18 protein-coding genes are annotated in these 18,034 nt (G+C 33.7%); 16 read left to right on the top strand and 2 right to left on the bottom strand.

Annotation, left to right across the window (positions count from 1 at the left end; genetic code table 11):
* The first annotated feature begins 125 nt into the window (after positions 1 to 125).
* The 8 genes from deoC (at position 126) to ACRHOC_RS05150 (ending at position 7,617) form a co-directional block, all read left to right on the top strand.
* Positions 126 to 788, top strand: a complete 663-nt coding sequence (deoC, locus tag ACRHOC_RS05185) for a deoxyribose-phosphate aldolase (RefSeq protein WP_431157527.1) — start codon at positions 126 to 128, stop codon at positions 786 to 788.
* 30 nt (positions 789 to 818) lie between these two features.
* The gene (gene deoD, locus ACRHOC_RS05180) at positions 819 to 1,517 is read left to right on the top strand and encodes a purine-nucleoside phosphorylase (RefSeq protein WP_431157526.1); all 699 of its coding nucleotides are present in this window, start codon (positions 819 to 821) and stop codon (positions 1,515 to 1,517) included.
* Positions 1,518 to 1,581: 64 nt separating this feature from the next.
* Positions 1,582 to 2,469: a histidine phosphatase family protein gene (locus ACRHOC_RS05175; RefSeq protein WP_431157525.1), complete on the top strand. Its 888-nt coding sequence runs from the start codon at positions 1,582 to 1,584 to the stop codon at positions 2,467 to 2,469.
* 166 nt (positions 2,470 to 2,635) lie between these two features.
* On the top strand, positions 2,636 to 3,382 hold the full coding sequence (locus ACRHOC_RS05170) for an SDR family NAD(P)-dependent oxidoreductase (RefSeq protein WP_431157524.1): 747 nt from the start codon (positions 2,636 to 2,638) through the stop codon (positions 3,380 to 3,382).
* 4 nt (positions 3,383 to 3,386) lie between these two features.
* On the top strand, positions 3,387 to 4,214 hold the full coding sequence (locus ACRHOC_RS05165; RefSeq protein ID WP_431157523.1) for an SMP-30/gluconolactonase/LRE family protein: 828 nt from the start codon (positions 3,387 to 3,389) through the stop codon (positions 4,212 to 4,214).
* Positions 4,211 to 5,458 carry a glycosyltransferase family 2 protein gene (locus tag ACRHOC_RS05160; RefSeq protein WP_431157522.1) on the top strand — a complete coding sequence of 416 codons (1,248 nt, stop codon included), beginning with the start codon at positions 4,211 to 4,213 and terminating at the stop codon, positions 5,456 to 5,458. Before ACRHOC_RS05165 ends, ACRHOC_RS05160 begins: the two co-directional genes overlap by 4 nt.
* Before the next feature lie 12 nt (positions 5,459 to 5,470).
* The gene (locus ACRHOC_RS05155) at positions 5,471 to 6,766 is read left to right on the top strand and encodes an ATP-grasp domain-containing protein (RefSeq protein WP_431157521.1); all 1,296 of its coding nucleotides are present in this window, start codon (positions 5,471 to 5,473) and stop codon (positions 6,764 to 6,766) included.
* Between the two features lie 77 nt (positions 6,767 to 6,843).
* Positions 6,844 to 7,617: an SDR family oxidoreductase gene (locus ACRHOC_RS05150; protein WP_431157520.1), complete on the top strand. Its 774-nt coding sequence runs from the start codon at positions 6,844 to 6,846 to the stop codon at positions 7,615 to 7,617.
* On the opposite strand, the gene ACRHOC_RS05145 is transcribed toward ACRHOC_RS05150, so the two are convergent.
* Entirely contained in the window at positions 7,618 to 8,367 is a 750-nt protein-coding gene (locus tag ACRHOC_RS05145; RefSeq protein WP_431157519.1) for a DUF6503 family protein, read from the bottom strand.
* 109 nt (positions 8,368 to 8,476) lie between these two features.
* Between ACRHOC_RS05145 and smpB the strand changes: the two genes are divergently transcribed.
* From smpB to ACRHOC_RS05130, 3 genes are all read left to right on the top strand, one after another.
* On the top strand, positions 8,477 to 8,935 hold the full coding sequence (smpB, locus tag ACRHOC_RS05140) for an SsrA-binding protein SmpB (RefSeq protein WP_431157518.1): 459 nt from the start codon (positions 8,477 to 8,479) through the stop codon (positions 8,933 to 8,935).
* A 114-nt stretch (positions 8,936 to 9,049) separates the two neighbouring features.
* Positions 9,050 to 11,515: a DUF5686 and carboxypeptidase regulatory-like domain-containing protein gene (locus ACRHOC_RS05135; RefSeq protein WP_431157517.1), complete on the top strand. Its 2,466-nt coding sequence runs from the start codon at positions 9,050 to 9,052 to the stop codon at positions 11,513 to 11,515.
* 9 nt (positions 11,516 to 11,524) lie between these two features.
* On the top strand, positions 11,525 to 12,049 hold the full coding sequence (locus ACRHOC_RS05130; protein ID WP_431157516.1) for a hypothetical protein: 525 nt from the start codon (positions 11,525 to 11,527) through the stop codon (positions 12,047 to 12,049).
* Here ACRHOC_RS05130 and ACRHOC_RS05125 read toward each other — a convergent pair.
* A complete protein-coding gene (locus ACRHOC_RS05125) occupies positions 12,046 to 12,687 on the bottom strand; it encodes a protein-L-isoaspartate(D-aspartate) O-methyltransferase (RefSeq protein ID WP_431157515.1) in 642 nt (213 codons plus the stop codon). The genes ACRHOC_RS05130 and ACRHOC_RS05125 overlap by 4 nt on opposite strands.
* Before the next feature lie 151 nt (positions 12,688 to 12,838).
* On the opposite strand from ACRHOC_RS05125, the gene ACRHOC_RS05120 reads away from it, so the two are divergent.
* Genes ACRHOC_RS05120 through ACRHOC_RS05100 form a run of 5 tightly spaced genes read left to right on the top strand, consistent with a single transcriptional unit; the run spans position 12,839 to position 18,013 of the window.
* Positions 12,839 to 13,798: a Gfo/Idh/MocA family protein gene (locus ACRHOC_RS05120; protein WP_431157954.1), complete on the top strand. Its 960-nt coding sequence runs from the start codon at positions 12,839 to 12,841 to the stop codon at positions 13,796 to 13,798.
* Positions 13,799 to 13,834: 36 nt separating this feature from the next.
* A complete protein-coding gene (locus ACRHOC_RS05115; protein ID WP_431157514.1) occupies positions 13,835 to 14,722 on the top strand; it encodes a 3-hydroxybutyryl-CoA dehydrogenase in 888 nt (295 codons plus the stop codon).
* Positions 14,723 to 14,727: 5 nt separating this feature from the next.
* Entirely contained in the window at positions 14,728 to 15,966 is a 1,239-nt protein-coding gene (locus tag ACRHOC_RS05110) for a DUF1015 domain-containing protein (protein WP_431157513.1), read from the top strand.
* Complete coding sequence (locus ACRHOC_RS05105) at positions 15,956 to 16,621, top strand: YggS family pyridoxal phosphate-dependent enzyme (RefSeq protein ID WP_431157953.1); 666 nt, start codon at positions 15,956 to 15,958, stop codon at positions 16,619 to 16,621. Before ACRHOC_RS05110 ends, ACRHOC_RS05105 begins: the two co-directional genes overlap by 11 nt.
* Before the next feature lie 24 nt (positions 16,622 to 16,645).
* Positions 16,646 to 18,013 carry an exonuclease domain-containing protein gene (locus ACRHOC_RS05100; protein ID WP_431157952.1) on the top strand — a complete coding sequence of 456 codons (1,368 nt, stop codon included), beginning with the start codon at positions 16,646 to 16,648 and terminating at the stop codon, positions 18,011 to 18,013.
* Positions 18,014 to 18,034 lie beyond the last annotated feature (21 nt).

The following is an 18,034-nucleotide window of genomic DNA, read 5'->3' as shown; positions in this document are numbered from 1 at the left end:
ACTACTTTTATCGAGCTATTTAATTCCACAACGCTTAAGAACCCCTCAATTAAGTCTAGTAAATCCCTCTCAATTTAGAGTGAATTACCATAGCCTTTTTAATTTTAAACCTACGAAATAAATACATGGAGTTAAATAAATTCATAGATCATACTTTGTTACGTGCCGACGCTACTGAAGCCGAAATTCTTAATCTTTGTGAAGAAGCACTTAAATATAAATTTTACTCAGTTTGCGTAAATAGTAATTATGTAACCTTTGCGAGACAAGCTTTAGGAAGCTCACAAGTAAAAGTATGTTCTGTTATTGGATTTCCACTTGGCGCTATGTCTACAGAAGCCAAAGTTTTTGAGGCTAAAAAAGCAATTGAGCATGGTGCTTCTGAAATTGATATGGTCATAAACATAGGTCGCCTAAAAAGTAAAAACCACGTGGAGGTATTAAAAGATATTTCTGCAGTGAAAAGAGCTATTGGCCACATTCCTTTAAAAGTAATTCTTGAGATTAGTGAACTTTCTAAAAATGAAATTGTAAAAGCCTGTGAAATCTGTATTGATGCCAAAGCAGACTTTGTTAAGACCTCTACAGGCTTCTCAAAGAGTGGCGCAACGCTAACAGCAGTTAAAATTATGCGTAAATCAGTTAAGGATATTTTAAAAATTAAAGCTTCTGGTGGCATAAGAGACACTGAGACTGCTTTAAAATATATCGAAGCTGGTGTTGATAGAATAGGTACTTCTTCTGGCGTTGGTATGATGACTAATCAAACAGTGCTCTCTTCTTATTAAAATTTCTTCGACTTTGTGTAACTTTATGGCATGAGTGTACATATAGGTGCTAACAAAGGCGATATTGCGGAAACTATTCTACTACCAGGTGATCCGCTTCGTGCTAAATGGATTGCAGAAACATTTTTTGAAAATCCAGTGTGTTTCAATGAAATTCGAGGAATGCTTGGATTCACAGGACTGTATAAAGGCAAAAGGATATCTACGATGGGAACTGGTATGGGTGTTCCGAGTATATCAATTTATGCCAATGAATTAATCACAGAGTTTGATGTAAAAAATTTAATTCGTGTGGGCAGTGCTGGCTCCTATCAAAAAGATGTGAAAATTCGAGATGTGGTATTAGCCATGGCTGCCTCCTCTACCTCTGGTGTTAATGAATTACGATTTGGAGGTGCCGACTACGCGCCAACTGCTGATTTTGAACTATTTATTAAAGCTGTAGACATAGCCCGCAAGAAAAATATTCCGATTAAAGCAGGCAATGTCCTTTCCTCTGATGAATTTTACGAAGATGATACTGAGTCCTACAAAAAATGGTCAAAATTTGGTGTTTTATGTGTAGAAATGGAAGCTGCAGGTTTGTACACTGTTGCTGCAAAACATAATGTTAGTGCATTAACCATCTTGACGATTTCAGATTCTTTAGTTACTGGTGAACGTACAACGAGCCAAGAACGTGAATCAACTTTTAAAAGCATGATTGAAATAGCCTTAGAATTAGCCTAAAAAAATTTCAGTTAAGTGCCACAAAATACAAACAGCTTTGTTTAACATTAATTAATTATCCAAAATGAAAAATATTCTGCAAACGTGCATATTACTTTTTTCTTGTTTTTTATTGGCACAGACCACCAATGATAAAGAGGAAATCAAAATCACCTTAAACAATTATATAGATGGTTTTTATGAAGGTGATACTCTAAAATTAAAAAAAGCCTTAAAACCAAGGCTATACAAATTTGGGTATCTCAAAGACAAGCAAACAGGATCATACAACTATTATCAACATCTCAGTTTTGATAATGCACTTAAGCTAGCACAACGTTTTAAGGATGAAGGTAGATTGCGAACCGAAACAAAAATGCGAAGTGTTAAGGTTTTAGAAGTTGCAAATCATATTGCTGCTGCCAAAGTAACAGCAGCTTGGGGAATTGATTATGTACTACTGTCTAAAGACAATGGCAAATGGATGATCGAAGAAGTTATATGGGAAGGACCTTTTTTAGAAAAATATAAAAAAGAAAATAGTACAACGTACTACCTAATTAGACATGCAGAAAAGGACCAATCTGATAAGTCCAATAGAAATCCTCATCTAACCGATGAAGGGCTTAAGCGCGCAGAGAATTGGTCGAAAATTTTGGCGAATGTAAAATTTGATAAAATCTATTCTACAAATTACCATAGAACATTAGAAACAGCTAAACCTACTGCCAATTTCAATAATCTAGACGTTTCACTCTATGACCCTAGAAATTTTGATATCGAAAAGTTTAAATCCGAAACACATGGCAAAACAGTATTAATTGTAGGTCATAGTAATACGACACCTTATATTACAAATCAACTCCTTGAAGAAAAGAAATATGAAATGATAGACGAATCTAATAATGGTAATCTTTACATCGTTACCATTACAAACGATAAATCATCCTCTTCCCTATTACGAATTGACTAAATAAATCAAAGATTAAATTCAATAAAACACAGTTAAACTGAAGGATTTATGGGTTTTGATTAGTTTAATCGAAGAACATACCCTTATATGGATAAAAAACAGAATTTAAATATTAAATATTTAGATTTGAGTCCAAAATTAAAATAAACTTAACTACAATATTCTAATGAAGACAGTAATGCTCTTAGGTGGCACTAAAGGTGTTGGGAATGAAATCCTTAATTCCTGTCTCACAAAAGGTTATAATGTTTCATTTTGTGGTAGAGATGAAGAACGTGGACAATCTATTATCGTAAACTCCAAGCATAAAGATCAGCTCTATTTTCATAAAATTGATCTTAACGCCATCGAAGGGATCCAAGCATACTACAATGAAACTATAAATCGATTTGGAAAAATTGATGCTGTAGTCATTTATTCTGGTATTACACCAGTGGCATCACTTGTAGATACCGATGAGGCACTTTTTGATAGTGTCTTTAACGTTAATCTAAAAGCACCATATTTCCTACTGAAACATGTGGTAAAGCATATGAAGGATAATCAAAATGGGTCTGTTATCTTTTTTGGTTCTGCTCATATGGATTATGGTCAAGAAGATCGTACAGCTTACGCCCTAACCAAAAGCACACTCCATACATTGTCTACACATCTTGCGCGACATTATGCCAAGTATGGTATTAGATCAAATTATGTTGTTATGGGATGGACAAATACAGAAGGGGAAATTAAGCTTCGTGAAGCTGAAGGTGAGAATGAGAACGCATTAAAAGAGAGAGCAAAAGGGATTATTCCAATGGGTAGAATGTTAAACCCAAACGATCCTGTACCAGCGGTTATGCATCTCATTTCTGACGAATCAGCCATGACAACTGGCTCAGTAATTAGAATAACTGGTGGAGAATATATTTAAAAACATGAATATATCCTTAATACATCATTCTCAAGAGGCCGAACTATTTGAAGGTCCCATATTTGATACAATAAATAATATCCTTTATTATGTTTCAATATTAGATGGGCTTACTTATTGCTATTCTCCAGTAACTAAAGAGATACTGAGTATTGGTTTAGATTCTCCAACAAGTAATGTTTATTTAACAAAACAGAAGAAAGTCGTTTTAGTAGCATCTAAAAATGGATTTTACGAACTAGACTTTAACGCATTATCCAAGAAATTTCAATTTCAAATAGACATAGATTCTTCAGTAAGGTATAATGACGGAATACACGATTCTGTTGGTCGCATCATTATCGGAACCATGGGATTCCCTGAAGTGAAACACGGTATTGGCAATGTGTATTCTTATGAAAATGGAGTATCGAAGATATTAATTAAGGGTACGACCATTTCAAACGGACTTGCATTTACACATGATAATAGTACACTTTATTTCATCGATACACCTACACAAAAGGTGGCCAAATACAAATATGACATCAATAATGGAGGTTTAGAATTTGATTCTTATGTTATCGAATTCACAAATGGGAGTAGTCCTGACGGCATGTGCATTGACAAGAATGATATGCTCTGGATTGCCGAATGGGGTGGTAATTGTGTGTCGCAGTGGAATCCAATTACTGGTGAAAAGTTGAATGAAATAAAATTACCTAATAAAAATATTACCTCTTGTTGCTTTGACAGCGACAAGAATCTATATATTACAAGCGCCAAAGACGAGAAAGACCCTCAAACTGGAAGTAGTCTTTATTATGTTGAATTAACCAAATCTAACCTATGAATTCTATAAAAATAAGTGTTATTGTACCCATTTACGGGATCGAAAAGTACTTACCCAAGTGTATAGAAAGTATACTTGACCAGTCATTTAAAGACTTTGAATTAATTTTAGTTGATGATGGCAGTCCTGATAATTGTCCCGAAATATGCGATACTTATGCAGAAAAAGATTCTAGAATAAATGTAATCCATAAAGTAAATGGTGGTTTGTTGTCCGCTCGAAAGGCTGGACTAGAAGCCGCAAACGGAGACTATATTTCTTATGTAGATGGCGATGATTGGGTTGATAAATATTACCTTGATACACTTTATAAATTAGCAATTACAAATAATGCCGATTTAACAGTAACCGGTCATTTTAGAGAATTTAATGGTAAAATTGAAACCGTTAAACCGTCTAATCCTGGCATTTATAATGAATTTGAAATAAAGTCATCCATTTTACCAAACGCTATTTTTAATGGTCAATTTTGTGAACATGGAATGACCACTTATGTTTGGAATAAACTATTTAAGAAGGACATCCTAAAGTCTGTTCTTTATGATGTACATAATGACATTCTAATGGGTGAAGATGCCGCTATTACTTATTCATATTTAGCGATTGCACAAAGCCTTGTTATAAGTAAGATTCCACTTTACTATTATAGGCAAAGACATGACTCAATAGTAAAATCGATAGAAGATCCAAACAAAGAGTATTATAGATTAGGACTTTTAATGAATCATCTGAAAACAAAATTGTCTGATGTTCTTAATGATAAGGTCCTAACTACCCAACTTAATTACTACTTATACTCTCAAATCTTAGTTAGATCTGGTGGAATAATTCAAATTAATAATGGTGTAGAACTTTTCAACCCATTTGCTAACGTTCCAAAAGGCGCTAAGATTGTAGTTTATAGTTCAGGGTCCTTTGGACAGCATATCTTATCAACTAATCTCAAAACTGGCTACTTTAAAATAGTGAAATGGGTAGATGTTGATTTTCACGATTTAAATATAGGTGATGTTTCAGTAGAACCAATCAGTTCAGTTAATGAAGAAGATTTCGATTATCTAATTATAGCAACTATTAATCCATCGACACATAAACTCATCAAAAGTGAATTACTATTAATGGGAATTCACGACGACCATATGGCTCAATTTAAAACTGAAGAAAATACAATCAGTGATTTAATTCAAAAGATGGGCTTTGACGAAAATTTCCTGTACAAACAAAATATTAAAGAACTAAACTAATTATTAACTCGTATGTCTAAAAAAATAATAATTCTAGGAGGAAATCCAGAAACAGGTGTCCTTGTAGAAGTAGCAAATAGTCTTGGTCTATATACAATAGTTATAGATCCAAATCCAAATGCTCCAGCTAAGAAATTTGCAAAAGAAACTTATGATATCGATGGATTTGATATTGATGGTATTGTAAAAGTAGCGAAAGAGAAGAATGTAGATGGCGTCTTAGTAGGTGTAGCCGATATCCTTGTAAAACCATACAAAGAAGTATGTGAAAGATTGGGCTTACCGTGTTATGCTACAAATGGCACAATAGAAGCATTTTGCAGTAAGGATGGTTACAAAAGATACTGTGCAGAACATGATGTTCAGGATATCCCAGGTATATATCTAAAAGCTGGTGAACCGATAACAAAACCAAAAAATGTAGAATTACCATTAATGGTAAAACCTGTAGATAGTGGTGGCGGTGTTGGAATGAAGATATGTAGAAATGAAGAAGACTATCAAGAGACCGTAAAAAACGTCCTTAAATTTTCTAAAAAGGGCATTGTCTTAGTTGAAAAATATATGGATAGCTCTTGTGATGACATGGCTGTTTACTATACGTTTAAAGATGGTGTGCCTCATTTATCAGCAACTTATGATAGAGCATTAACACGAATTCAAGGTGATTCTAGTCCAATTGGTCTAGCAACTAAATATCCTTCTAAGTTGACAAAAGAGTTTGTTAGAGATGTGCATCCTAAACTGTGTGAATTATTCAAAGCTACGAACGTTCAAAGTGGCGTATTAAACTTACAATTCTTTGTAGAAAACGGCGTATTTTACAGCTATGACCCAGGCTTTAGATTACAAGGTGAGGCACCTCATATTCATTTAGCACATATCAACGGGTTTGACCATAGAAATATGCTTCTTAATTTTGCTCTAACAGGAAAATTTGGAGAAGATGACTTTGAAGAACGTAATGATTACATGTTACGTGGTAAAAGTGCATCTTCAGTTTGGATCTTATTAAATGAAGGTAAGATTGAAACACTCAAAGGCATAGAAAAAATAAAAGCACATAAAAATGTGATTTTCGTGGTAGAACGCTTTAAACAAGGTGATACAGTGAAACCTGAATGGGTAGGAACAGAAAGACAAGTATTATACAGAATATATACAGTGAGTGATAACGTTGAAGAGACAAATCAAACCATTGAAGATATTAAAGAAGTCCTTGAGGTGAAAAATGAGTCTGGAGAAGATATGATCATTGAATGGACACCTCTATGGAATGCGGAAGAATATACGCATCTATATGAATAACTTATGCTATTAAATTAAATCCTTAACAGTGATACTTCTAAGTAATTAGAAGAATCAAAATTGAAAAATTCAAAATTATGAAAAACAATATTTTAGACGCCTTTAATTTAGCGGGAAAGAAAGCCATTGTTGTAGGTGGTGCAGGCGACTTAGGTATAGCAATGGTAGAAGGCCTTGCCGAAGCTGGTGCACAAGTAGTAATTATTGACCTTGATGACAGAATGTTTGATCAGGCTAAGTCCCTTCGAGAAAATAATCTTGAAGTTGATGCTGTAAAAGCAGATGTAAGTAAACTCGAAGAAGTTAAGAGTTCTTACAGTAAGGCTTTAGAGATACTTGGAGGTCGTGTAGACATTATGGTTAATTCTGCAGGAATACAAAGACGTTATCCTAGTGAAGATTTTCCGGAAGAAGAATGGAGTAAAGTCATTGCTATTAATCTAGATGCGACATTTTACTATTGTAAGTATGCCATTAATACAATGCTAGAGCATGGTGGTGGTAAAATTATAAATATAGCCTCTCTAATGAGCTTCCTTGGTGGTATTACAATACCTGCCTATGCCGCTTCAAAAGGAGGTGTTGGCCAATTAACAAAGGCTTTATCGAATGACTTGGCTGCTAAAGGTATCTGTGTAAATGCGATTGCACCAGGTTATATGGATACACAACTAAACACGGCTTTAATTAATGACAAAAAACGAACTGAAGAAGTTTTTATGCGTGTACCGATGAAGCGATGGGGAACTGGAGACGACCTTAAAGGTTTAACCGTATTTTTAGCTTCTGCCGCTAGTGATTATATTACTGGTACTATCATCCCAGTAGATGGTGGTTACTTAGGTAGATAATTAATTTAAAATAACTTCAATATTATTAAGCTCAATTTTCGAAAGTAAATTGAGCTTATTTTTTTCAAATTCCTTGGCAAGTGAATAGATAGGCACCATACTATCATCCGTCTTATAGTTATTATAATCTACAAATCGAATTCCATTAACATAGCGCTCATTATAGGCCTCTCTAAAACGCATCCCTTTACCATCATCTTCATCATAAGAATATGCTAGATATTTTATCTTATAAGTTTCCTTATCAATCCAGTAAATAAACACATCTTCAAAATCTTCTCCTCCTCCATCTTCTGTAAATGAAATTTTGATCTTGTAATAGTCTTCACCACTTATAGCTTCTTCTTCTAATAATTCCTTATTCACAGCGGTATCATTTAGACCATTTGGTATTTTTGAAAAGTAATGCACCGAATTTATTGAAGCTGTATACTTAGATGCCATACTATCGGCAACCTCAACAGGTTTATTATTTAATAAGCGTGTAAATTTTGAATTTGTAAATGAATCTATTATGGTATCATTGTCTTGCATAAACTCTCGTCCTAACTCAAAAATTCCATTGTCGCGATTGGCAAAATAACTTTTATCACGAAAATTAAATCTTATAGTAGACTTTTCATATTTATCAGCTCCAGAAACCTTAATGCTTTGATCAATTATAGCTTGCGCATCACTATTTAGTTTATTTTCATTCTTTTGACATGAAATGATCACAAGCGAAAAACATAAAACAATACTGTATTTCATTATTCTAATTTTACTAAGAAGTCGTAAAACTAAACGATTATTAACATAATGACTTTACTTTAGTCATATTACTTTTAACTTATCACATTTAGAATTACCTTTGACATCCATGCAGAAATCAGTCAACATCTTAAATAAAAAAGCGAAATTTCAATATGAAATTATCGATAGATATACTGCTGGAATTGTCTTAACAGGTACAGAGATAAAATCCATTAGAGCGAGCAAAGCTTCTATAGCAGAAAGCTTTTGTGAATTTAATGATCATGGTGAGCTTTTTGTTATTAATATGACCATAGAAGAATATGCCTTTGGCAATTACTACAATCACAAACCAAAAGCAGAACGTAAATTACTTTTAAATAAAAGAGAACTTAAAAAGCTTCAGAAAGAAGTAAACGTAAAGGGTATGGCTATTATTCCTTTAAAGTTATTTATTAATGAAAAAGGACTTGCAAAATTAGATATCGCGCTAGCAAAGGGTAAGAAATTATATGACAAACGCGAAACTATAAAAGATCGCGACAATAAAAGAAACCTCGACCGTATTAAGAAAAGTTTTCGATAACTTTAAGATTACTATAACCTTAGAGCGTACTTAAATTAAATATGTTTGAAACATTATAGGCAACCATTCGTCTAAAAGTTGCGTCTATAATAACATAACCATCAATCTAATTTAATGAACAGAATTTTACGCTTATCCATTTTTTTATTCCTATCCTTAAATCTATCGGCTCAGATTACAGGAACCGTTAAGGATACCAATAACCAACCTTTACCATTTGTAAACGTAATTATTGAGAATACGTACAAAGGAACAACCACAAATGATGACGGCTATTATGAGCTCAACATCTCTGAAAAAGGTAACTACACTATTGTTTTTAGCTATCTCGGATTTAAAACAAAAAAGGAAAAAATCAATATTGAAGAATTTCCATTTAACCTAGAAATTACGCTTCAAGAAAGTTCTTTATCACTTAATGAAGTTGTCGTAAATGCTGAAGATAATCCGGCCAATGCTATAATAAGAAACACTATAGCCAAAAGAAAAGAAAACCTTGAGAAAATCAACTCCTATAAGGCTGATTTCTATTCTAGAGGCTTAATCCGAATAAAAGATGCTCCAGAAAAAATATTAGGTCAGGAAGTAGGTGATCTAGGCGGAGGATTAGATTCAACAAGAAGTGGGATTATATACCTGTCAGAGACTATTTCAAAAATTCAGTTTCTCAGGCCAGACAACTTAAAAGAAAAAATAAAAGCGTCTAAGGTTAGTGGTGATAATAGTGGGTTTAGTTTCAATAATGCTATAGATGTTGATTTTAATTTCTATAATAACACTGTAGAGTTTGGTAATGAAATTATTTCACCTATTGCCAACAACGCATTTAGCTACTACAATTATAAACTGGAAGGTGTATTTTATGATGAGAGGGGAAATTTAATTAATAAAATTAAAGCAATTCCAAAGCGCGAGAATGATCCTATTTTCTCAGGTTATGTTTATATCGTTGAAGACCAATGGACACTATATGCTATAGAATTAGATATAACTGGTGTACAAGCAAGAATTCCTGCAGTGGATATCATCTCGTTAAAACAAAGCTTTTCCTACTCAGAAAAAGAAGATATATGGGCTGTTTTTTCGCAGAGTATTGACTTTAAATACAAATTTTTTGGAATTAAAGGTGATGGAAGATTTACAGCAGTATACAGTAACTATGAATTTAATAAAGGCTTAACTAAAGTAGATTTTGGGCCAGAATTAGTATCGTTTGAGAGTAATGCTAACAAGAAAGATTCTTTATTTTGGAACAAAATACGACCTGTTCCCTTAACCGAAGAAGAAAGCCTAGACTACGGTATTAAAGATAGCATTCAAGAGGTACGCGAGTCCAAACCATATTTAGATTCATTAGACCGTGTAAATAATACTTTCAAACTCAATAATATTTTAGGATATACTTATCAAAATTCATTTAAGGATTTCAGACTTGGTTTTAACATTCCTCTAGGAGGTATACAGTTTAATACGGTTCAAGGCTATACTGCAAATGGAAATTTATTCTACACTAAAAATTTTGATGAGTTCAGACGTTATTTTAGTGCAAACGCAGGATTTCAATATGGTTTCTCAGATGACAGACTTCGTGCCACAGGTTCATTAACTTATAAGTTTAATGACAGAACTAAGTCCTTCATTACCTTATCTGGAGGCGTACAGGTTGCCCAGTTCAACGCAACAAACCCAATTACTGCCTTTGGAAACACTATCGCTTCACTATTCTTCGAAGAAAACTATATGAAACTTTATGAACGACGTTTTATTCAATTTAATTATTCGGAGGAGTTGTTTAATGGGTTTAGATTTTATTCTAGTATATCTTATGAAAACAGAACCGCGCTTTTCAACACAACCGATCAGGTTTTCTATCCACAAGATGACAAGGTATATATTAGCAACAATCCATTAGACCCAAGCGATTTTAATAATGCTCCTTTTGAGAATCATAATATCGTTAAGCTTAATTTAACTGGACGCTTTAATTTTGGACAAAAATATCTCAACTATCCAGACAGTAAGTTTAATATTTCGACTGATAAATATCCAACACTCGTCTTAGGTTATGAAAAAGGATTGGGTGCTACAAATAAGGACTATAATTTTGATCAAATCAAAGCTAGGTTATATCAATCTTTTAATATAAAAGACAAAGGACGTTTTAGTTATAATATGCGGGCAGGAAAATTCTTTAATGCTGAAAATATTGCGTTTATGGATTATCAGCACTTTAATGGCAATCAAATTAATGTGAGTAGACGTGGTAATTATACAGATGTTTTTAATAATCTGGGCTACTATGACTTAAGTACCAATGACAGCTACCTAGAAATGCATGCTGAACATGACTTCAATGGGTTTATACTTGGAAAAATACCAGGTTTAAACAAACTAAATTTTAATTTAATTATAGGTGCACATAATTTAGCGACACCAGATAGTAAACCATATCAAGAATTCACTATTGGTATTGATAACATAGGATGGGGTAAATTTAGATTTTTACGTTTTGATTATGTTAGGTCTTACCAGAGCGGTTTTCAAAGCGATGCCCTTTTATTTGGTCTTAAATTCTTTTAATTTTAGAGTATGAAAAAAATAGTTTTGTTTTTTGCGCTCTTTACAGTGTGCATTCAGGCCCAAGAAGTTGAGGAAAAAGATTACTCTGATAATGTTGCTACCCTAGACAGTACAATTAAAACCTTATATACTGTAATTTCTGGAGATGCTGGTGTTGAACGCGATTGGGACTTATTTAAGCATCTCTTCTATAAAAACGCAAAGCTTATACCAACAGGTAAAAATAACGAAGGCCAACACCTCGCACGTTATATGACGCCAGATGATTACGTTAACACCTCTGGCAAATGGCTCTTAGAAAATGGTTTCCATGAGGTAGAATTAAATAGAGTTGTTGAGTCTTTTGGAAATATCTCGCATGTCTTTAGTACCTATGAGTCTTTTAAAACTAAAAGTGACGAAAAGCCATTTATGAGAGGCGTTAATAGCATTCAACTTATGCATGATGGTGAACGCTGGTGGATTATAAATATCTATTGGATGCAAGAAACTGAGGAAAATCCAATACCTGACAAATACTTGCCAAAGAGCTAGTTTTTATCCTCTAGAAGTGGCACAAATCGGAATTCTCCCAATTCGTGTTTTTCAAATTCCTTTTCGCCTTTTCGAATAAAAAGTGTCATAGTTTGGACATTTTCTCCAACAGGAATCACTAATCTACCTCCTACTTTTAACTGAGATAATAATGGCTTTGGAACAAAAGGTGCTCCAGCGGTGACAATTACACCATCAAAAGGTGCTTCTTCTGGTAGACCTTTATAACCATCACCAAATATTAATTTTTTAGCTCTGTACCCTATTTTAGGAAGAAACTTTGATGTTTTTTTAAAAAGTTCTTGCTGACGCTCAATACTATAAACTTTTGCGCCTAGTTCTAACAAAACTGCACATTGATAGCCACTTCCTGTACCAATTTCCAAGACTTTATCTCCAGGTTTAAGTTGAAGTAATTCTGTCTGAAAAGCCACGGTGTAGGGCTGAGAGATGGTTTGGTCTGCAGCAATGGGAAATGCCTTATCCACGTAAGCATGGTCTATAAATCCTGAATCCATAAATAAATGCCTCGGAATTTTCCCAATAGCACCTAATACCTTTTGATCTTTTATTCCCTTTTTTACTAAAACGTCAACTAATTGCTGACGCATGCCTTTGTGCTTAAATGTATCCTTCAATTCAGATTTGTTTACAGTCAAAATTACTGATAACATGAACAAGTTCAAAGGAAGAAATTGAAGTTTATTTTATTGCTATTATCGCAGTTTTTTAGACTTTCTTTATTAAATTTTTCAGTGAAAACGATTATTTTTGCTAAAAACTAAAGATATGCTAAAAGCTGGTGTTTTAGGTGCAGGTCACCTTGGTAAAATTCATCTTAGACTACTTAACCAATCTAAAAAATACGAGCTTGTTGGATTTTATGATGCAGACCCAAACAATGCAAAGCGCGTTGTTGACGAATTTGGCTATAAATACTTCGATACTATCGATGCACTTATAGATGCTGTTGATGTAGTTGATATAGTTACACCTACCCTTTCTCATTACGATTGTGCAAAACAAGCCATAAAAAAAGGGAAGCATATTTTTATAGAAAAGCCTATCACTAAGACCGTAGAAGAAGCCGAAGCTATAAGAACTCTCGTTGCCGAACATGGTGTTAAAGGACAAGTTGGCCATGTAGAGCGCTTTAATCCTGCATTTATTGGTGTAAAGAACCAAATAGACCATCCTATGTTTATTGAGACCCATCGTTTAGCAGAATTTAATCCTCGTGGTACAGATGTCCCTGTTGTGTTGGACTTAATGATTCATGATATAGATATTATATTAAGTGTTGTTAAATCTCCTATTAAGCATATTTCTGCAAGTGGCGTTTCGGTGGTTAGTGAGACACCTGATATTGCCAATGCACGAATTGAATTTAAGAACGGTTGCGTAGCTAATCTTACAGCAAGTCGAATTTCACTAAAAAATATGCGAAAGTCTAGATTCTTTCAAAAGGATGCCTACATCTCGGTAGATTTTTTAGAGAAGAAATGTGAAGTAGTTAAGATGAAAGATGCTCCAGAAAATCCTGGTGATTTCGATATGATCCTACAAAATGCCGAAGGTGTCAAAAAACAAATCTATTTTGATAATCCTACTATAGAAAATAATAACGCTATTCTAGACGAACTAGAAACTTTTGCGGATGCTATTAATAATGATACCAAACCAGTCGTTACACTCCATGACGGAACAGAAGCCTTACGTGTAGCGACTATGATTATCAATCAGTTTTAACTGAACAACTAATATTAAAATTTACAATAAAATATAATGAAGAATGTAGCAGTAATTGGTGCAGGAACAATGGGTAACGGAATAGCCCATACTTTTGCGCAATCAGGTTTTAAAGTACAACTTATAGATATTAATGAAGCTTCATTAAAAAAAGGAATTGAAACCATTTCTAGAAATTTGGATAGAATGGTATCCAAAGAAAAAATCACAGAAGCTGAAAAAACAGAAACATTAAATAATATTACAACATATACTGACATTACCTCAGGTGTTGAATATGCAAGTCTAGTTGTTGAGGCTGCAACTGAAAATGTTGATTTAAAACTTAAAATTTTTAAGCAATTAGATAACGATTGCCCTGAAGATACTATACTAGCTACAAATACATCATCCATCTCGATCACTCAAATTGCTTCGGTAACTTCAAGACCAGAGATGGTGATTGGTATGCACTTTATGAATCCCGTACCAATTATGAAATTGGTTGAAATAATAAGAGGTTATAATACAAGTGATGAAGTCACTAATATTATTATGGAGTTATCTAAAACCTTAGGTAAAGTGCCAACTGAAGTTAATGATTATCCAGGGTTTGTTGCCAACCGTATCCTAATGCCAATGATTAACGAATCCATAGAAACATTGTATAATGGTGTTGCAGGTGTTACCCAAATTGACACGGTAATGAAGCTCGGTATGGCGCACCCAATGGGACCTCTACAATTGGCTGATTTTATTGGATTAGATGTTTGTTTGTCTATACTTAATGTAATGTATGAAGGATTTAAAAATCCTAAATATGCACCATGTCCATTACTTGTAAACATGGTTAGAGCTGGTAAGTTAGGCGTTAAGTCTGGTGAAGGATTTTATGATTATTCTGAAAGTCGAAAAGCTGAAAAAGTTGCCAATCAATTTCTATAAAATTAATGGCTAAGGTAATTCCATTTAAAGCTGTTAAACCCACTCGAGCCATTGTAGGCCTTGTGGCTTCGCGTCCGTATCAGAGTTACACCATCGATGAGCGTGAGTCTCGTATGGATTACAATCCTTATAGCTTTTTACATATTGTTAATCCTGGTTATAAGTACGATCAGATTATAACAGGTACTGAACGCTATAAATTGGTAAAAAACAGGTATTCGGAATTTAAGGAGGATGGTGTATTTCAAACTGACCAACAACCCGTCTACTATGCTTATAAAATTGTAAATAGGCATAAGCAAGAATTCAATGGCATAATCGCCGCAACAAGTGCTGAGGATTATGAAAAAGACATAATCAAAAAACATGAGGATACTTTAGAAAAACGCGAACAAACTTTTAAGTCTTATTTAAAAACAGTAGGCTTTAATGCCGAGCCTGTTCTTTTAACGTATCCTGACAATGATGTAATTGCTCAAATTATATCAGAAACTCAGAAAAATCATGCGGAGTTTGAATTCACCATGACCTATAGAGATACACATTATTTGTGGAAAATTGACAATCCAGATCATATCGAAACTATTCGTCGTGAATTTGAAAATATAGAAACCATTTATATAGCAGATGGTCATCACAGGTCTGCTTCCTCCTATTTGTTGTATAAGGAAGAGAAAGCTAGAAATCCTGAACATACTGGTGAGGAATCTTATAATTTCTTTATGTCCTATCTCATCCCAGAATCTGATTTGGTCATTCAAGAGTTTAATAGATTGGTTAAGGATTTAAATGGTTTAACCAAAGAGCAGTTTTTGATAAAGCTCGATGCTATGTATCGCATTGAAAATAGAGGTGCTATTCCTTATACACCCTCAAAACCTCATCATTTCAGTATGTATTTAGATGGTGAGTTTTATTCACTATATCTAAGAAAGGCCAATTTCAAATTTAAAACGGCATTAGACAAACTCGATGCACAACTTCTCTACCAAACCATTTTGAAACCTATTTTAGGAATTGAGGATTTAAGAAATGATAGCAGAATAGAATATCAACACGGAAGACACGAAATGATTACTATCAAATCTAGTGTTGACAGTGGCGATTTTAGAGTAGGATTTGGAATGTGTCCTGCTACCATAAACCAAATGAAGGAGATAGCTGATGAAGGCCTTACTATGCCTCCTAAAAGTACATATATATTACCTAAATTAAGAAGTGGCATTACCATTTATGAGTATTAGTAACAACTTAAAACAAATAAAGTCTTCTTTACCTGAAGATGTGACTCTGGTGGCGGTTTCTAAGACTAAACCAGTAGATGACCTTATGGAAGCCTATAACTCTGGACAACGTATTTTTGGCGAGAACAAAATCCAGGAAATGGCTGAAAAACATCAAGTTATGCCAAAAGATATAAAATGGCATATGATTGGGCACGTACAGCGGAATAAGGTAAAATATATGGCACCCTTTGTGAGTATGATACATGCTTTAGATAGCATCAAGCTTATGGAAGAGATTAACAAACAAGCTATGAAACACAATCGTGTAATAGATTGTTTACTACAGATTAAAATTGCAAAAGAAGATTCTAAATTTGGTATGAGTAAAAGCGACGCCTTAACACTCTTAAATTCTAAATCCTATTCCGAATGCAGTCATGTTAATATAGTAGGATTAATGGGAATGGCTACTTTTACAGATAACCAAACCCAATTAAAATCTGAATTTGAATATTTAAAAACATGCTACGACGAATTTAAAACTACAAACCCAATCTTTAATACACTTTCAATGGGAATGAGTGGTGATTACAAATTAGCCATTGATTGTGGTAGCAACATGGTTAGAGTTGGAAGTAGTATATTTGGAGCCAGAAATTACACGTCGAATTAATAACAGTCCCATTAAACTGAGCAGATTTACGCAATTCTAGACATAGAGACCACTGGTGGCAAGTATAATGAAGAAGGTATAACTGAAATTGCCATCTATAAATATGATGGTCATGAGGTAGTAGACCAGTTCATTTCTTTAGTAAATCCAGAGCGCGAAATTCAACCTTTTGTAGTTAACCTTACTGGGATTAACTCTAAAATGCTAAGAAATGCACCAAAGTTTTATGAGGTTGCAAAGCGTATAGTAGAAATCACAGAAGACTGTATCATAGTTGCTCATAATGCAGAGTTTGATTATCGTATTTTAAAAACAGAATTCAATAGACTTGGATTTAAATTTAAAAGAAAATCTCTTTGTACTGTAGAACTATCAAAGCAATTAATTCCAGATATGGAATCTTACAGCTTAGGTAAACTCACAAGGTCACTTGGTATCCCAATAAGTGAGAGACATCGTGCTAATGGTGATGCACTTGCGACGCTTAAATTATTTAAACTACTACTAAGCAAGGATTCAAAAAAGCAGATTATAAAAAGTACGGTTCGCGTCGAAAAGAAATCAAAATTAGCCTCAAATTTAAGAGCGATAATTGAAGAATTGCCAAGCGAAACTGGTGTGTATTATATCCATAATTCAGAAGGTGTAATTATCTATATTGGAAAGAGTAATAATATAAAGAAACGCATTACGCAACACTTTACAAATGGTAATTCAAAATCTAAAAAGATTCAAATTCAGGTCGCCTCAGTTACTTATGAACGTACAGGGAGCGAGCTAGTTGCGTTGTTGAAGGAAAGTGAAGAAATAAAAACTAATAGACCAATTTTAAACAGAGCTTTAAAGCAAAACCGGTTCTCACAGGGTCTTTATAGTCATGTCGACAGTAATGGTTATATCAATCTTAGAATTAGTCAGATCAAAAAAGATGAAAAACCAATAACCACCTTTACCAATAGACAAAGTGGTATATCTTTTATGAACAGAATGGTAGAAAAGTTCAATTTATGCGAGAAGCTTACAGGTCTCGAAAAATCAGAGTCTAGCTGTTTTAGATATGGAATTAAAGAATGTGAGGGTGCCTGTATAAACGAAGAAGAGGTCGAAACTTATAATGAAAGAGCCCAGGCCGTAATTGATTTAAACAGCTATGATAAAAAGGATATGATCTTAATTGATCGTGGTCGATATATAGATGAAAAAAGTGTTGTTTTAATTGAAAACGGAACTTTCCGGGGCATTGGTTTTTTTGACTTGAATCATCAGATAAACAATAGAGAAATCCTCTCCTCTCTAATTACACCAATGCAAAATAATCGTGATACACAACACATTATTCAAAGCTACATGCGCAGAAACAAGAGACTTAAAGTCGTTCAACTGACTAAATAATTTCCTTTTTGTAGATTTGAA

The sequence above is a fragment of the Winogradskyella poriferorum genome, assembly GCF_050618035.1.
Lineage (GTDB): Bacteria > Bacteroidota > Bacteroidia > Flavobacteriales > Flavobacteriaceae > Winogradskyella > Winogradskyella poriferorum_A.
This window is presented reverse-complemented; position numbering and strand designations above follow the sequence as displayed.